We start from the raw sequence: 16,641 nt of genomic DNA on the forward strand, positions 1-16,641 counted from the left end.
CCATTATTCAATAAATCAAAATACAATGATCAGTCTGAAACAACTGAATTTACGGAAGGCAACAGGTAATGCCTGGATCTTCCTTTCCTTTGGATTGCTGTTTAGCCTGAATGCCTGTCAGCAAGCCGTTGAAGAATCGCCGGTTGCAGAGGAAGATAGCCGGCTCCACGATTATCCCATCCAACCGGTAGATATCCGGCACGTAAAGCTAACCGATGCTTTCTGGCTGCCCATTGTCCAGCGGGTACAGGAAAAAACGATTGAGTTTGCCCTGGAGAAATGCACAGAAGAAGGACGATTCGAAAACTTCCTGATCGCGGGCGGCGAAATGGAAGGCGATGTCCGCGGATACATGCCCTTTGATGATACCGATGTCTACAAGATCATTGAAGGAGCCTCCAATTCCCTGATCAGTTCTCCCAATGAAGAACTTCAGGTCTTACTGGACTCCCTGATCAGGATCATAGAAATCGGCCAGGAAGACGACGGCTATCTGACGACCTGGCGGACCATCGACCCGGCCAAACCACCCGCTGAATGGGTAAAGGTGGTAGACGGCAAACGCTGGGAATCACTGGAAATGAGCCATGAGCTGTATAATGCCGGTCACCTTTTTGAAGCGGCCGCCGTGCATTACCAGGCTACCGGGAAACGCAACTTTCTCGACATCGCCCTGAAAAACGCCGATCTCATGGTCCAGACTTTTGGGCCCGGCAAGATCGAGACCGTACCCGGCCACCAGATCATTGAAACCGGTTTGATCAAGCTCTATCGGATCACCAAAAATGAGGATTACCTCGAACTGGCCCGTTATTTTCTAGATACCCGCGGAGATTATTCATCAGGCCGTTCCAATTTCGGTCCCTACGCCCAGGATCATCTGCCGGTGGTGGAACAGGATGAAGTCGTCGGCCACGCCGTACGCGCCGTATATATGTACGCCGGCATGACGGATATTGCGGCGATCTACCAGGATTCCGGCTACGCCGCTGCGGTTGATAAACTCTGGGACAATATGGTCTCGAAAAAGATGTACATCACCGGAGGGATCGGAGCCCGCCACGAAGGCGAATCTTTTGGAGACAACTACGAATTGCCCAATGCTACGGCCTATAATGAGACCTGTGCCTCCATCGGTGATGTGTACTGGAATCACCGGCTTTTCATGCTCTACGGGGATCACAAGTACTACGATGTCATCGAAAGGACCCTCTACAACGGCCTCATCTCCGGACTATCGCTGGATGGAGAGAAATTCTTCTATCCCAATGCCCTCGAATCGGACGGTGAGTACAAATTCAATCAGGGCGCCTGTACACGGAAATCCTGGTTTGACTGCTCCTGTTGTCCATCCAACCTCATCCGCTTTTTGCCGGCGGTGCAGGGGCTGATCTACGCCAAGGAAGCCAATGACCTCTACGTCAACCTCTATGTAGGCAGTGAGGCCGAAGTAGACCTCAACGGCCAGAACGTGCAGATCAGTCAAACAACGAATTACCCCTGGGACGGCAAGGTAACGATCCAGGTAACCACTAGCGATGCGGTGGATATGGATCTGAAACTGCGGATGCCGGGCTGGGCCCGGGGTGAAGTGCTACCCAGTGACCTTTACCAGTACGTAAACAATCCTACTGCTTCTCCCAGTCTGGCGGTCAACGGTGAAGCCATTGAATACGCTCCCGAGGCGGGTTATGTCTCTTTAGACCGTAAATGGGAAGGAACAACGACGATCACCATTGAATTCCCGCTGGAAGTACGGCAGGTGAAAGCCAGTGAGCTGGTGGCGGAAGATCAGGGGAAAGTCGCCTTGGAGTACGGGCCGATCGTTTATGCGGTAGAATCCATCGATAACCCCGGTAGTTTTAATGCCGTTGCGGTGGGTGCGGACGAAACTTTTCAGGTCAACTGGGATCCAACCTTGTTGGAGGGCGTAAATGTACTGGAAGCTGAGAGCGATCAGGGCAGCTTTAAGGCTATCCCCTACTACGCCTGGTCCAATCGGGGAATTGGCAAGATGAAGGTTTGGTTGCCGGCGGCGATGTAACCTGATCATAATGACGCCCTTTCTTTTTTGGTGGGAGGTGTCAGGTGGGAGGTGTCAGGTGCGAGGTGTGGGGTGTCAGGAGGGGCGTCATTATTTCTTGTTTGATCGTTTAATGCTATAGAAAACATTTTTAGATATCCGATCCAGATGATACCAGTTTTGCTTCGATCCGTCCTGTTGCCACTATTGTTTTTGCTCTCTGTAGTGGTTTATTCCCAGGATACCTTCTCTATCGTGGCCGTAGATCCCGAAACCGGAGAAGTCGGGGTCGCCGGCGCTTCCTGCGTGGACGGGGCCGGGTCTTTTGGCGGCGTCCGCATCATCAATCGGCTCATACCCGGTCGTGGCGGTGTAAACGCTCAGGCCTGGATCTGTGTCAATCCCAATGTCAACCTGAATAATGCGATCACACGCATGCAGCAGGGCGATGCTCCCAACGAGATCATCGACTGGCTGATCGCCAATGATGCCTGCGAAGCGCGAAATTTCGATCCCCGCTTCCGGCAATACGGCATTGTCGATCTTGGGACGGACGGTAATCCACGGGCGGCAGCCTTTACCGGGAGTTTAGCCGATGATTATAAAGGGCACATTACCGGACTTAATTACAGTATTCAGGGAAATATACTGATCGGACCGGAAGTATTAATCCAGATGGAAGAACGCTTCCTGAATACCAGCGGAAGCCTGGCCGAAAAACTGATGGCAGCCATGCAGGGAGCAAAGATCCCGGGTGCAGATGCGCGTTGCCTTTCCCGGGGCACCACTTCCACGTCGGCCTTTCTCCGGGTTGCCCGTCCGGATGATCCGGTAAATAATATCTCCCTGGACCTCAATGTCTCCGAAGTGAATTTCGGGAAAGAACCCATTGATGCCCTCCAGAGGATCTGTTTGATCAACAATTCCCGACTTCCTTAGTCGCTCCGGTACGGGAAGTTGTTACGGTCCGGCTCTTCCCCAATCCGTCACGGGAAAATTTATCCATTTCCGTAGAAAACGGAGATATAATACAGATACAGCTTTTTAACTACCTGGGACAACTTCAGCTACACCAGACTTTTGCGCCTGCCAACCAGACCAGTGTCGACATCAGCTCCCTGCCTTCAGGCCTGTTTATTGCCCTGGTTACAGACCAAAACCGACGGCAGCATCTTCTGAGATTCACAAAGAACTAAAAAGGGATTTACCGGGCAGTTCGTTCCAGGTATTCACAAAGTATATTGACATTATAGTTGAATAAGCGGCTGGAAATACGGTCGGCGGTGCGGTATTCACCGTTCCACTCCGTTACGGCGATCTCCTCCCGGAAGCGATCGTTATGTACGATCCAGCGGCCTTGATCATCCTGAGCACTTATGATCTTCGCTACCATCTCCTGCAATTGCTCATCGCTGATCCCCGCCTGCTGGTATTTACGGTCTTTGCTAATTTCCAGAAAACGGGTTTCCACGGCTTTCAGTGCCCCTGTAAGATCAACCTCATAGCCATAACCGGTACGCCGTTCGAGGGAAAGCTGGTGAAGCGAATCTACCCGGATGCGCCCACGATCGTAGTAGAGTGCCTTATTGGTGCCCAGCTCCAGAAATCTCCCCCATTTGCCGTTCGGCAATTGCGACGCCTTCAGCCAGCGGATGGCATCCGGGATCGCCTCCAGGTACACCCGCTGCCCGGTATGGGCGTAGAGGTCCATCAGACTGTGTAGGTTATTGATGGTGGCCGACGGACATACCGCGGGTGGTTCAAAGGAGCGGGCCCAGGCGGGTTGTAGATATTCATTGTACTGCTGCGCCCAGCCGGGTTGCGGTGGTGGCAGTTGGGAGATCAGCATAAAGCGGGCTACCTTTTCCAGACTTTGCTCGTAGGTCGGCTGCTCATAATAAGTATCGGCTTCGATCATCACCCGAATGCAGTCATTGATACCGTGATCATTGAAGGTCGCGTAGTCGTGATAGTTCCCCTGTATCGGATACTTATGGGGCCAGCCTCCGTTGTCCAGCTGGGTCAGGACCATCATTTTCAGCGCCTTTTCAACAGCCTGGCTGAGTTCCGGACGATCGATCTCCTGGTCCAGCGCCATCAATAAGCTAATGGCGCTCTGGGTTTGGTTATCATCAAAGCTCACTTTATTCCCTTTAGGGCGATCGAAATAGATCTTATGGTCCCAGCCACCGAGCTCATTTTGTCCTTTAATTAAACCATTGGCCGCTCCCTCCGCTCCCTCCAGGAAAGCAGGTTCCCCGGTAGCGCGATAGGCCCGCAGCATACTCATCCCAACTGCCGGGGTACCGGGCGGTTGCACTTCAATTGTCCGGTCATCGGTTTTACCTTCTCCCCATTTTTCCTTCCCATCCAAAGTGTAATGGTAAACGTAACCACCTTCAATGGCCAGGCTTTGAAAAAAGTTAATCCCTTTTTTTAGGCTTTCCCGGGCGGCTGAGCGTAGGTCCTTGCCTTGCATTCGTACAGTGCTCTGGGCGGATGCCAGGCTAAACGATGCGAGTAATACGGTAATCAGTAGGGCAGATCTATTCATAGCTTGCTTTTTGTGATGCGGAGGCCGGGAACCAAATTGAACAAAGGCCCGGTATTTCTTTGTTGTTTGTTGTGTAAACCTTTGATAAATAAATCCTTAACCAAATCCAGTCGAATATGAAGAATGTATTAATCCTTTTGCTGTTCCTGATCCAGACCTTTGCGTTGACGGCCCAGAATACGGCCGGAATCAGTCCGATGGATGTCGCGAAGATCCAGTCTGTCGGTCAGGTAATCCTCCATGAAGACGGTGAATTGGCGGCTTACACTGTAAGCGTCCCGGCCGATCCGATGAAAGAAAATAAACCCGCATCTTACCGCCTGTATGTGGTCAATCTGGAGAATGGCGTTTCGGTGCCGATGGTGACCAGTGGGACGGTCCGGAATATCGCTTTTCGCCCCGGTCACCCCAGCATTACTTTCCTGGCCAAAAGAGAGGGTGATGAAAATACCCGCCTGTACGAGATCTCTCTAAATGGAGGCGAAGCCCAAGCCCTGTATACCTATAAAAATTCCATATCCGGTTATCGCTGGTCTCCCGACGGACGTCATATCGCTTTTTATGCGAACGAAGATCCATCGGAGGAAGCAGCCGAAAAGTCCGAACCCGCATTACCCTACGAACCGGAGATCTACGAGGAAGGCCTTTCGTTGTCACGGGCCTACGTGGCGGATGTAGAAAGTGAAAAGATACGCGCCATCAGTGTTCCCGGCAGTATATCCCACCTGGAGTGGAGCGATGACGGAGAACGGATGGCTATCGCAGCTGCTCCAACTTCTCTGGTGGATGATTTCTATATGAAGCAGGTGATCCACATTGTGGATGCTGAGAACCTGAAGGTGATCCAAAAGATCGTCCACGAAGGTAAACTCGGGGATTTTGCTTTTAGTCCAAATGGAAAAGAACTGGCCATGATCGCCGCGGCGGACATTAATGATCCGATCGCCGGAAGATTATTACTGGCGGAAGATTTCGGAAAAGCACCGAAAAACCTGCAACCGGAATATCTCGGAATGTTTGAGGAAGTCATGTGGTCGGATAACGATGAACTGACGTATCTGGCCAGCCAGGGGGTACATTCCGTACTGGGCACGATCGAACCCGACGGCGATGATCTCGAACAGATCATTGCTCCCGGAGACGAAATGATCATTAATTCATTTGCCCGCGCCGGAAAGGGCACCATTGTATTTACCGCTTCCAGTGCCCGTTATCCCGGTGAATTGTTCGTTTACCACCGGGGAGACGAAAAGCCCAAACGTCTGACCCATCTGAATCAATGGATGGAAGAAAAGCAGCTTGGCAAACAGGAAATGGTCTCGTATAAAGCCCGGGACGGTCAGGAAATCGAGGGATTGGTTATTTATCCTCTTGATTACCGCGAGGGACAGCGCTATCCGATGATCACGGTGGTGCACGGTGGCCCGGAATCACATTATGATAATGGCTGGCTGACGGCCTATTCCATGCCCGGGCAAATGGCCGCCGCGAAGGGCTATGTTGTCTTTTATCCGAATTACCGGGGTAGCACCGGGCGCGGAGAGCAATTTGCCAAATCGAGCCAGGGAGACCTGGCCGGAAAGGAATTTGACGACATCGTCGACGGCGTGGACTACCTGATCGAACGCGGCCTCGTCGACGGCGATAAGGTGGGCGTAACCGGTGGATCCTACGGTGGCTATGCGACCGGATGGTTATCCACTAAATACACCGACCGCTTTGCTGCCGGCGTGATGTTCGTCGGGATCAGCAATAATATTTCGAAGTGGGGAACCAGTGATATTCCCGAAGAACTCTACCACGTGCACGCCCGCAAACGGGTATACGATGATTACCAGTTTTTCCTGGAACGCAGTCCTATCTTTTACGCCGATCAGACCAAAACACCACTGTTGATCATGGCGGGTAAGGAAGATACCCGGGTCCATCCCGGCCAGTCGATCGAGCTTTACCGACACATCAAAACCCGGACCGAAACACCGGTACGTTTGATCCTGTATCCGGGAGAAGGGCACGGCAATCGCAATGCTACCGCTCGTCTGGACTATAGCCTGCGGATGCTTCGCTGGTTTGACAAATACCTGAAAAACGACGAGTCTGTACAATTAGACACCAAATTGGATGTGAAAGGACGGGACCGTTAGGATGGTGATCAACCGACTCATTTCCTTTCATGAGTGACGGATCGCGTTAGGTGCAATACTGTAGAGGCTGCACCTAACGCGATATTTTTTCTCTATTTCGCCTGTTGGAAATGCTGCACATGTTTGGCAATGTCCCGCATGGGCGCCACCCAGATCTCACTTTCCCGTTCTTTGAGGTACCGTAGCAAGGTCCGGTGTGCTTCCAACGATACGTTCAGATTGTGCTCTCCTCCTACCCCGTGAAACAGGAAGACCAGTAAAGTGCCCTCGGCTTCCGCCTTTTGCACCAACTGAATCAGCTCCTCTCCGCTCTGACCGTTGATACTGTAGCAGTCTACATCCATGAGATCCACTTCTTCGATAGGATGCATTTCGTGGCGGACCGCCCGGGCCGCCAGGAATTCGTGCTCCATTTCCTGAATAAAGGTACCCTCCGCGACCGCCTTGTGGCCACAGGTAAAGGCAAAGGTACGATCCTGCCGGCCGTCGATCGCTTCCAGATAGGCATTGGTCATTCTTAATTCCCTGGTGATCCTATCAAGCGAATACGTGCTCAGATCGTATTCCGGCCTCACCCAGGACATACCCGGTCGGCTGGCATCACAGGGGTGAAAAAGCGTATGGTTGCCCAGCTCGTGTCCATCAGCGGCGGCCCTGCGCCAATCCTCGATCCTTCCAGAACCGGCCGGAGAGGAAGCCGTAAGGTAAAAGGTGCCCTTGAGACGTAGGGAATCAAGTAATGGGATGGCATTATCCAGGTGTACATTCAGTGCATCATCGTAGGTGAGGGAAACTGCGCATTTTTTCCCGTTCCAGGCTATTTCATCAACTCCCGGGAAAACGGATACCTGAAAGGGCGAAGCCGGTAGCCCCGCCTCATTGATCAGGTTAGCGAAACGCGGGTTATCCGCCCAGGCGTAGCGCACGAATTCGGGGTGTTCAATGCCTTCCTTTCGAACGGTAATCTCATGGGCTCCGGTAATTTCCGCATCTGCCCACACAAAATGCCGGTCGGCTCCGGCAATAGCAAAATGGGCCGGCTTATCACCTTTGGAAAGGGCCAGGTCGCTATCGTTGGCTTTGAACTGGAGAACGATCCGGTCCCCATCTACGCGAAACGTTTCCAACAAAGGTCCGGAATGTACCAGATCCTGCTCTCCGTAAGCAAGCTTTCGGGCGCCCAGTGCGAGTCGAACGCCCACGTCCTGTTTGTTGAGAGGGTGAATATCGTTCCATTCTCCGATATCGATGGCTACGGCCATCGCTGTATTGGGCACCTGCAATCCCTGAAGCTGGGCATCGCGCAGTACCGCCCAATTGCTTTCCACCGGCAGATAGTCTACTTCCATAAAATTGGTCAGTTGCACGTACAGGAAAGGAAGTGGTCCCTGATCCCATAGCTTACGCCAGTTGGCGATCAGTGCCGGCAGGAGATCGTAATAGGGCCGCGGGTTCCCGCTGTTGCTCTCTCCCTGGTACCAAAGCCAGCCTTTGACCCGCACAGGCTGCAGCGGAGCGATCATGGCGTTGAATAGTGCCGTCGGCTGGTTCTGCCGGGAAAAGTTGCCACCACTTCTTTGGACGGGAGGAAAAACCTCACCTACCCGGTAGTGCCAGGTGCCTTTCAGATCGATATCCCGACCGTTGGCCGTCAGGAAATAAGGTTTATCCGGTACAAAGCCTCCTTTATTGCCGTAGTTGAGCACCCGGACGGTGATGGTGTTTTTACCGGCTTTTAGTACGCCGGCCGGAATGGTATAACGCCGCGGAGGATATTGGTAGGTGATATTGCCCACCTGGGTACCGTTGACGTAGGCGAAATCGGCATCTACGATCCGTCCCAGGAATAACTTGGCTTCTGCCCCCGCCATTTCCTGCGGAATATCGATCTCCTTCCAGTACCAGACCACGCCGTTGAAATCCCGCAGGCCCTGGTCCTCGAAGTAACCGGGTACATTGATCGGATGCCAGTCGATCGGCTTGTAGCCCTCTTCAAACCATTTGGGTGATGCAGCCAGACCGGCATCTTCCGAAGTACGCATTCGATTGCGCGGCAGGTTATTAATAGAGTCGATATAAGCCTGATCCTGATTTTGCTGCACGGTCGACATCAGATTTGGGAATTCCTGCAGACCGGATTCGCCGATCCAGGCTTCGATCGGTGTACCGCCGACACTGGCATTGATCAGTCCGATCGGGACCTGATAACGATCGTAGATATGCTTTGCGAAAAAATAGGCCGTTGCGGAAAAGCCCAGTACATCTTCCCCCTTTGCCATTTTCCAACTACCGGACGAAAGATCCGGGGCGGGACCATCCAGATTGGTAGCGGTCGCAATAAAAAAATTGCGGATCTGCGGGTAATTTGCGGATCGAACCTCTTCCGGGTAATTCTCCTTAACTCGTTCCATGGGGAGGACCATGTTGGACTGGCCGCTACAGATCCAGACATCCCCGAAGAGAATATCCCGGACCTGCAATTCATTATTCCCACTGATCGTCATTTCGTAAGGACCGCCGGCCGGCTGTGCGGCTAAGGGCACGGACCAGTCTCCGGCCGCATCGGCGGTAGTTCGGTAGTTCTTTCCCCGGAATGATAGTTTGATCTTTTCGCCGGGATCCGCCCATCCCCAGATCTTGAGCGGGGTGTCGCGTTGGAGTACGAGTCCGTCGGAGATTAGACGTGGTAGCCGAATATCAGCGTGCAGGTTGAGACTGGCGCAGCAGAGGGCACTGAGCAATAGATAAAATTTCCACTTGTACATTAGGTCTTTCGTTTGTTGTTGTTGTTTTTCTCATTCAAGGTCTGAAAATTCAAAGCAGTGGCCAAGGAATGAGCAGATTTTTTCCGTTCCTTCGCTTTAAGCCGGGACAAATTGCAATAGTCAGCGCGATTTTTATTTAATTAACGGGTGAGCGGTTCTGATCGATCATTTTCATTCAATTCCAATCCACTTCGTATGCCAATACACTTTACTCTGGAAGGTACTCCGAATAGTCCGGTACTGGTATTCTCCAATTCCCTGGGCACCGATCTCAGTATGTGGGATAAGGTAGTCCCGTATCTCCTACCCTATTTTCGCATATTACGCTACGACACGCGGGGGATGGGGCAAAGTGAGATCACAGAGGCGCCTTACACAATGGATCAGCTCGGCGGGGATATCATCGATTTGCTGGATGAACTCGGCATTGAAAAATTCTCTTTTTGCGGCCTTTCCATGGGCGGCCTGATCGGTCAGTGGCTGGGCATTCATCACACGGATCGCCTGGAACATCTGGTGCTCTGCAATACGGCCGCCCGGATCGGTACGGAAGCTGCCTGGAATGACCGAATCCGCTTACTGAAGGAAGAGGGCATGCCGGCTATCCTGGACAATAGCATGAGGATCTGGTTTACCGAAGAATTTCGGAAAGATCACCCGGAAAAGATGCGCCATATTGAGGAGCGATTTTTACAAAACAACGTTACAGGATATATCAACTGTTGTGCAGCCATCCGGGACGCGGACTATCGGGACCAACTGGACCGGATCACAGTGAAAACTTTGGTTGTGACCGGTAGTAAGGATCCCGTAACCATGGTAAAGGATGCCCGCTTTCTGGTAGAACACCTTCCGGACGCCGAAATGGAAGTTTTACCGGTGAAACACATCACCAGTATGGAGCAGCCCGCTGCGCTGGCGGAACTGCTGATCCGCTTTTTGGTCGGGCCATCGGTATTTGACCGGGGCATGCACGTGCGACGGACGGTGCTCGGTGACGCCCATGTAGACCGGGCCGGTGCTGGAATGAATAGTTTCAATGGCGATTTCCAGCATTTCATCAGTCATTACGCCTGGGGCGAGATCTGGACGCGACCGGATTTGGACAAACCCCGGCGCAGTATGATCACGCTGGCGATGTTGATCGCGCTTAACCGGCAGGCTGAATTCCGCATGCACATTCGTGCGGCCATTCACAACGGGGTAAGCGTGCGAGAAATCCGGGAACTCATCCTGCATTCCGGATTGTACTGTGGTTTACCCGCAGCCAACGAAGCCTTTAAAACGGCTCAGGAAGTATTGCAGGAAATGAATCTAATGGATCAGATATGAAAACGATAAAAACGCAGGTAGGGATCATTGGTGCAGGCCCCGCCGGACTTATACTGGCCCACTGGCTAAAGCAACACGGCATTCACGCAGTGATTCTGGAGCATCGCAGCCGGGAATACGTTGAAGGCCGGGTGCGGGCCGGACTGCTGGAGCAAAACACCGTGGATATTCTTCGATCACTGGGACTGGCCGAAAGGCTGGAACGGGAGGGATATACTCACCATGGCGTTTATCTTAGTTTCGATGGTATGCGTATCCGGGTGCCTTTCGGTGAACTGACCGGAGGACGTAACATTACGATCTACGGGCAGCAGGAGGTCATCAAAGACCTCACCGGTGCCTGGCTGGAAGCTGGTCAGGAGCTCTATTTTGAAACTGCAGCAACGGATATTCAGGATTTTGCGACCGATCAACCCAAGATCTATTTTGAAAATGAGCAGGAAGGAAAAGGGGTGATCCATTGTGATTTCGTTGCGGCCTGTGATGGATTTCACGGCATCGGCAGGCAGGTCCTGCCGAAAGACAGCTACCGGGAGTACACCATCTCATACCCTTTTGGCTGGTTGGGTATTCTGGCCAACGTTGCCCCTTCCACGGATGAACTGATCTATGCATACCACGAACGGGGTTTCGCCCTGCACAGTCTGCGATCTGAAAGCGTCAGCCGCCTCTACATTCAGGTGGACGAACAGGAAGATCTGGAAAACTGGTCCGACGACCGTATCTGGGAAGAATTGGCCATTCGCCTCGGGACCGATGGCTGGCAGCTCCAGTCCGGCCCGATCTTCGAAAAGGGGATCACACCCATGCGTAGCTATATGATCGATAATATGCAATCCGGTCGTTTATTTTTGGCGGGGGATGCGGCCCATATCGTGCCGCCAACCGGAGGCAAGGGCATGAACCTGGCTATTGCCGATGTCAAACATCTGGTGGATGGATTAGTCGATTTCTACCGGAACAATTCCCTGGACGGACTGGATCGTTACTCTTCCACCGCTCTGCACCGGATCTGGCGGGCACAGGATTTTTCCAATTTTATGACCCAGCTTTTTCATAAGCAAAGTGAACACGGTTCCTTTAAATATCGGCTGCAAAAAGCCCGCTTCGATTACATCCGCTTATCCGAAAACTACGCCACTACCCTGGCCGAAAATTATGTGGGTTTGCCATTTGAGGCCTTCGGAAAGCTCTAATTTTATCAATTTCAGGAGCCAGTTCAAAGAGCACTTTCCACCAGTTTAGTTTCAATTTTCCATTTCATCGGTACTGATTAGTGGTGCTATTTTGACCACTATTTTTCCAGCATTGACCATTCAGGGTTAATAAGTGTATTTTTTACACTTTATTGACAACTTTTCCCTCATCTTTGTGTCCCATTAGTACTCAAATCAATGTTCTAAAAGTAAATAGAACGCTATGACGACAAATTGGAATATGAAAAAAACGAACTGGTTCTTGTTAGTGCTGATGCTGACCCTGACTTTCGGTCAGACGGCATTCGCTAATGATAACTTACCCGATAAAGGCATTTTTGATCTTTGGAATTACCAGGAAGTGATCGACGTAAAATTGACTTTCGACCTAGATGAGGTATTCAACGATCGACGCGGTGAAGAAGACTATCCCGCAGAGATCAATTTCAAGGATGAAACTGGTACCAAGCAGGACTGGCAGATCAAGATCAGCACCCGCGGAAATTTCCGCCGTCAGAAATGCAACGAAACGCCGCCGCTCAAACTCAACTTCAAAAAGGGCGATCTTCGCGCAGCGGGACTGGCGGATTTCGATGATTTTAAACTGGTCACCCACTGTATCGACGATTATCAGGCCGCTAAAGAATTATTGCTCAAGGAATACCTGACTTACCGGATGTTCAATCAACTGACGGACATCAGTTACCGGGTACAATTGGTCAATATTACCTATGAGGATAGCCAAACCGGTAAGCGGAAAAAGCAAATGGGATTTTTGATCGAGGATACCGCCCAACTCCGGGCGCGGATCGGTGCGGATAAGATCGAAGAACTGAGAATTGTGGAGCAGGAGAAATACGAGCTGGAATACACCCGTCTGGTGGGAATGTTCCAATATTTGATCGGCAATACAGACTGGGGGATCACCCACTCCAAGAACATCAAATATGTGGAGAAAGACCAAAAGGTACTGCCGGTACCCTACGACTTTGATTTTGCCGGTCTGGTGGATGCACCCTATCTATTGATGGCATCCCGTTTTGGCCAGACCTCCCGCTTCGACCGGGTCTATCTGGGTTTTGAACAACAGGAGAACGAATTGGGTGAGGCCATCGAGATGCTGCAAGCTCATAAAGAAGATATGTACCGCACCGTGCAGAATATGAAAATGCTGAAGCGGTCTTCACGGGAGGAAATGATCGCCTATCTCGATACCTATTTTGAGAACGCCGAAGGGATCAGATTTACGGAGAACTGGTATTAAACGATAAGTGCCGCTGGGAATGAAGGTATCATCTTCCGGCGGCACTTCCTACCTCATCTATTCTTTCATCAGTTGCTTCAACTGATCCGGACGGTCGGTAATGATCCCGTCTACACCCGCCGTCATCATCTTTTCCATATCTTCCTCTTCATTTACCGTCCAGACGAGCAATTTGTAGCCCGTATCGTGCACTTTCTTGGCCCGCTCTGCGTCGATACCCGAAAAGTGGACCGCAATGCCGTTATAAGGCAATGGTGTACTACTGGTGCTTTCCGAGGCCAGTTCTTCGTAGAAGTCTGCAAAATTCTTTCCCATCAGATAGTAAGTGATCAGTGATGGATCCATCTCCCGGGTGCGAAGGACGGATTTTTGGTTAAAAGACTGCACGACCACCCAATCACCGGCATCAAATCGGTGAATAGCGTCAACCACTTTCTTTTCCAGACCGGGATAGGCTTCGTCTCCGTCTTTGATCTCGATCAGGAGAATGGTACGACCGTCAATGGCTTCGAATACCTCATCCAGCGTCGGCACTTTCTCACCGGCAAAACGGGCGTCAAACCAGCTACCGGCATCGTACTGCCGGATCTCCTCGAGCGTCATTTCCTTGACAATGCCTTCTCCGTCCGTGGTCCGGTCGATCTTATCGTCGTGGATGACGATAACTTCGCCATCCTTGGAAAGGATAACGTCGATCTCGATCATATCCACACCGAGTTCTACGGCCTGACGGATAGCCGCCAGCGTGTTCTCCGGAGCCAGTTTGGCACCACCCCGGTGGGCGATCACCTGCACGGGTGCCGCTTCCGGTGCTTCAGCTGTTGATTCATTGTTCGTATCCATATTTCCGCAACTTGCCAGCAAAAAAAGGGCGGCCAGGCCGGCCCAGCATACTTTTGATGTCATATTTAATTGGTTTCGCGTTTAGGCCGCTAAGCTAACGGAAAATTCCGGCAAACTGAATTTAATGAAAAGCAGGACCTGCCAGATTTATCCCAGCTGGTAGTGCTTTGAGCATAAGAAATCTAACCCGCCGCCGGACTGATCACCCCAAGATAACGCCCCAGCCAGTACGGCAACAGCCAGATATCTCCCGCACTGTACTCCGAACGCCCGTCGTTGCCGCCATCCAGCGTAAAACGATTGGCATTGTGGCGGGAAATCCGCAGTTCATCCGGAGGCAGCACCGCTTCAGTGAACTGTTGCCGAAAATTGGGCTCCAGGAGATCAATATCCTTGCGGTGACTGTTGTTCATCGTCCAGGTAATGAGATCCAGCGGATATTCCTGTAAGTACCAAACGGCTTCCGCAAGATCGAAACTATCCGTTCCGGTCATGGCGGTGAACAGGTTCCAGGCGCCTTCCTTTTCGGGACGTTCGGCTTCCCAGTGATCAATGATGGCGTCCTTGTACATCGCCTGTAGGGTATCGTTAAAGGCGTACCGGTACAGGCCCCAATAACCGAGGAAGTACATCTCATCGTCGGAATGGTTCCAGTTTTCGGAAAGCATTTTACTCCAGTCGTCGGCATCCTCGGGAGCGGTGCCGATCTCACTAATTGGACGCATCAGGTTATCGAGGTACTCGTGTTCTTCCATCAGCTCGAACGCTTTTTCCTTATAGATTTCTTTGCCCGTAAAATGGTAGGCGGTCTGCAGCATAGCGATCAGATTGGACGCGTTCAACTTCCGGTCACCGACCATTTTGGGTCGTGCATTCACGTATTCCGGGTTCCACCGCCCCCAGGTGGTCGGTTTGCCGTCAAAATCGACGAGGTAAAGATCATTATCGATCACGTGCTGCATCAGGGTATCGATGAGCGCAATGGATCGCTGCTGCAGATCTTCATCGTCCACGAGTTCGGCCATAGCTCCGTACACGAAAATGTGCCCGATGGCCTCGTCGCTACTGGTCGTAGATTTCCAGTCCCATTCCGGATCACCGGTGGGTTGCCAGCGGTGGGGATCGGAAAGCTGTTCGATGTAACCGCTGCGCTCGAAGGAGCGGGAAGGGAAACCCGGCACATTGTTGATAGTGAACAAACGTTCCATGGCTTCAAGTGACTCCCGGCAATTCTGTAGGGCATCCGGTGCTTTGGTGACCGCATACCGGAAAACCTCTCCGCCCAGATACATGGAGGTCCACAAGCCATCATTATCGGAATCACTCAGGTAACCGGTGGTGATATCTCCTCCGTTCATTCCGCTGAGGCTGGCGTTGAAACCCAGGCGGATATGCCGGTCCCGCACCTGCTCTTGGTAAAAGGAGGCCTTTTCTTCCAGGGTCATCGTATCAAAATGGATCTGGGCCAGTCCTTCATCCGTGAGGATCAGAACACTTTGCTCCGGCCCGGCGGTGATATCGATCACGGCCGATCCCGGTATCCAGCGTTCCCCGTGGTAATAGTCGTATGTACCATCCTCACGCAATGCAAATGCTCCCATATCGGATCCGAACCAAAGCCGCCCGTCAATCTCGCGAATACAACTGATGTCCGTTGCGGGTAGGCGGCGCTGGATGGCTCCGATCGGCTCACCGTTGGATTTATCGACGTAGAGAAAGCCGTCGGAAGTTCCCAGTACGAGCTTGTCCTCCAGTACTGCCAGCGCCGTCAGATCCGGTGCGGTATACACCTGGCGCCAGGATTGCGATTCCGGCGAAAATACATCGACCCGATCCGCTCCGAGTACCCAAAAAGCGGCTGTCTGGGGATCAAATCGGATCACTTCAACCGTTCCGGCGGGAGCTTCTCCCTTCCAGATGGAGTTGCCGTTTTGCAGCAGTTCCAGGGAGGTGCCATCGGAGATCAGGAAACTGAGATCTGGGCCGCCGGCGATCAGCCGGGGCGAACTTAGAGCGTGCTCATCAAAGAGCTTTCCGGCCCAGGCGTTGCTGTAAACCGCCTGCTGGTCTACGTAAACCAATTGTTGATCGTAGCTGGTGATCCCGCTGATGATCTTGTGCTTACTGGTCCGGTAGCGCGTATCCGGCACCAGGGTTCCCGGATAGAGGAACTGCCCTTTTCGGGGTAGCAGTAGTCCGGCCGTAGAAAGCACCCGGATCGCGCCGTTCCGATCGCTGGCGATCTGTAACGGCCTGGTGTCTTCCTGTTCCAGCGTGTACTTAATACTGTAATCCTGAATGAAGGGTGTATCCTGATGGATCTCCTGAGAACGGTTTTCTGAACTGACAGATTCGGTATTGGTCTCCCCGCAGCCCAGGAGCCCCATCAGGCCGCATAGCGCAAAAATAGATACTAGTCTGATCAAAACAAGTTAGGTTTTAGGTGTTTTGGCACCTGTACGGCGCCGACATTTCAATACAAAAAAGGTGTTTATACTTAAATCAATTAGGGCGTTTATG

The 16,641-nt window shown here is 52.1% G+C and carries 11 protein-coding genes; 7 read left to right on the plus strand and 4 right to left on the minus strand.

What is annotated here, in order from left to right; genetic code table 11:
* Nucleotides 1–25 precede the first annotated feature (25 nt).
* The 3 genes from CRP01_RS11770 (at nucleotide 26) to CRP01_RS43420 (ending at nucleotide 3,219) form a co-directional block, all read left to right on the plus strand.
* Nucleotides 26–2,044: a glycoside hydrolase family 127 protein gene (locus CRP01_RS11770; protein ID WP_099150240.1), complete on the plus strand. Its 2,019-nt coding sequence runs from the start codon at nucleotides 26–28 to the stop codon at nucleotides 2,042–2,044.
* A 147-nt stretch (nucleotides 2,045–2,191) separates the two neighbouring features.
* A complete protein-coding gene (locus CRP01_RS11775; protein ID WP_099150241.1) occupies nucleotides 2,192–2,962 on the plus strand; it encodes a DUF1028 domain-containing protein in 771 nt (256 codons plus the stop codon).
* Entirely contained in the window at nucleotides 2,932–3,219 is a 288-nt protein-coding gene (locus tag CRP01_RS43420; RefSeq protein ID WP_099150467.1) for a T9SS type A sorting domain-containing protein, read from the plus strand. The genes CRP01_RS11775 and CRP01_RS43420 overlap by 31 nt, the downstream gene beginning before the upstream one ends.
* Nucleotides 3,220–3,227: 8 nt before the next feature.
* Here CRP01_RS43420 and CRP01_RS11785 read toward each other — a convergent pair whose 3' ends face one another.
* Complete coding sequence (locus CRP01_RS11785) at nucleotides 3,228–4,577, minus strand: pectate lyase (RefSeq protein ID WP_099150242.1); 1,350 nt, start codon at nucleotides 4,575–4,577, stop codon at nucleotides 3,228–3,230.
* A 116-nt stretch (nucleotides 4,578–4,693) separates the two neighbouring features.
* Between CRP01_RS11785 and CRP01_RS11790 the strand changes: the two genes are divergently transcribed.
* Nucleotides 4,694–6,721, plus strand: a complete 2,028-nt coding sequence (locus CRP01_RS11790) for a S9 family peptidase (RefSeq protein ID WP_099150243.1) — start codon at nucleotides 4,694–4,696, stop codon at nucleotides 6,719–6,721.
* 92 nt (nucleotides 6,722–6,813) lie between these two features.
* On the opposite strand, the gene CRP01_RS11795 is transcribed toward CRP01_RS11790, so the two are convergent.
* Nucleotides 6,814–9,486 carry a sialate O-acetylesterase gene (locus tag CRP01_RS11795; protein WP_099150244.1) on the minus strand — a complete coding sequence of 891 codons (2,673 nt, stop codon included), beginning with the start codon at nucleotides 9,484–9,486 and terminating at the stop codon, nucleotides 6,814–6,816.
* A 195-nt stretch (nucleotides 9,487–9,681) separates the two neighbouring features.
* On the opposite strand from CRP01_RS11795, the gene pcaDC reads away from it, so the two are divergent.
* From pcaDC to CRP01_RS11810, 3 genes are all read left to right on the plus strand, one after another.
* Nucleotides 9,682–10,818 (plus strand): bifunctional 3-oxoadipate enol-lactonase/4-carboxymuconolactone decarboxylase PcaDC, encoded by a 1,137-nt coding sequence (gene pcaDC, locus CRP01_RS11800; RefSeq protein WP_099150245.1) that lies wholly within the window; start codon nucleotides 9,682–9,684, stop codon nucleotides 10,816–10,818.
* Nucleotides 10,815–12,014, plus strand: coding sequence for a 4-hydroxybenzoate 3-monooxygenase (locus CRP01_RS11805; RefSeq protein WP_185154556.1), 1,200 nt, complete (start codon nucleotides 10,815–10,817; stop codon nucleotides 12,012–12,014). Before pcaDC ends, CRP01_RS11805 begins: the two co-directional genes overlap by 4 nt.
* A gap of 241 nt (nucleotides 12,015–12,255) precedes the next feature.
* Nucleotides 12,256–13,278 (plus strand): hypothetical protein, encoded by a 1,023-nt coding sequence (locus CRP01_RS11810; protein WP_099150246.1) that lies wholly within the window; start codon nucleotides 12,256–12,258, stop codon nucleotides 13,276–13,278.
* Between the two features lie 57 nt (nucleotides 13,279–13,335).
* Here the strand turns inward: CRP01_RS11810 and CRP01_RS11815 are convergent, their stop codons facing one another.
* Nucleotides 13,336–14,184 carry a glycerophosphodiester phosphodiesterase gene (locus CRP01_RS11815; protein WP_099150247.1) on the minus strand — a complete coding sequence of 283 codons (849 nt, stop codon included), beginning with the start codon at nucleotides 14,182–14,184 and terminating at the stop codon, nucleotides 13,336–13,338.
* A gap of 119 nt (nucleotides 14,185–14,303) precedes the next feature.
* Nucleotides 14,304–16,508 (minus strand): ligand-binding sensor domain-containing protein, encoded by a 2,205-nt coding sequence (locus tag CRP01_RS11820; protein WP_099150469.1) that lies wholly within the window; start codon nucleotides 16,506–16,508, stop codon nucleotides 14,304–14,306.
* Nucleotides 16,509–16,641 lie beyond the last annotated feature (133 nt).

This window comes from Flavilitoribacter nigricans DSM 23189 = NBRC 102662 (genome assembly GCF_002646595.1).
In the GTDB taxonomy this organism is placed as follows: domain Bacteria; phylum Bacteroidota; class Bacteroidia; order Chitinophagales; family Saprospiraceae; genus Flavilitoribacter; species Flavilitoribacter nigricans.

Bases quoted from the DNA above. Each gene is read 5' to 3' on its own strand.
- CRP01_RS11775 (WP_099150241.1), top strand. From the start codon at position 2,192: ATGATACCAGTTTTGCTTCGATCCGTCCTGTTGCCACTATTGTTTTTG.
- pcaDC (WP_099150245.1), top strand. From the start codon at position 9,682: ATGCCAATACACTTTACTCTGGAAGGTACTCCGAATAGTCCGGTACTG.
- CRP01_RS11770 (WP_099150240.1), top strand. From the start codon at position 26: ATGATCAGTCTGAAACAACTGAATTTACGGAAGGCAACAGGTAATGCC.
- CRP01_RS11805 (WP_185154556.1), top strand. From the start codon at position 10,815: ATGAAAACGATAAAAACGCAGGTAGGGATCATTGGTGCAGGCCCCGCC.
- CRP01_RS11795 (WP_099150244.1), bottom strand. From the start codon at position 9,486: ATGTACAAGTGGAAATTTTATCTATTGCTCAGTGCCCTCTGCTGCGCC.
- CRP01_RS11790 (WP_099150243.1), top strand. From the start codon at position 4,694: ATGAAGAATGTATTAATCCTTTTGCTGTTCCTGATCCAGACCTTTGCG.
- CRP01_RS11815 (WP_099150247.1), bottom strand. From the start codon at position 14,184: ATGACATCAAAAGTATGCTGGGCCGGCCTGGCCGCCCTTTTTTTGCTG.
- CRP01_RS11785 (WP_099150242.1), bottom strand. From the start codon at position 4,577: ATGAATAGATCTGCCCTACTGATTACCGTATTACTCGCATCGTTTAGC.
- CRP01_RS11810 (WP_099150246.1), top strand. From the start codon at position 12,256: ATGAAAAAAACGAACTGGTTCTTGTTAGTGCTGATGCTGACCCTGACT.
- CRP01_RS11820 (WP_099150469.1), bottom strand. From the start codon at position 16,508: ATGGGGCTCCTGGGCTGCGGGGAGACCAATACCGAATCTGTCAGTTCA.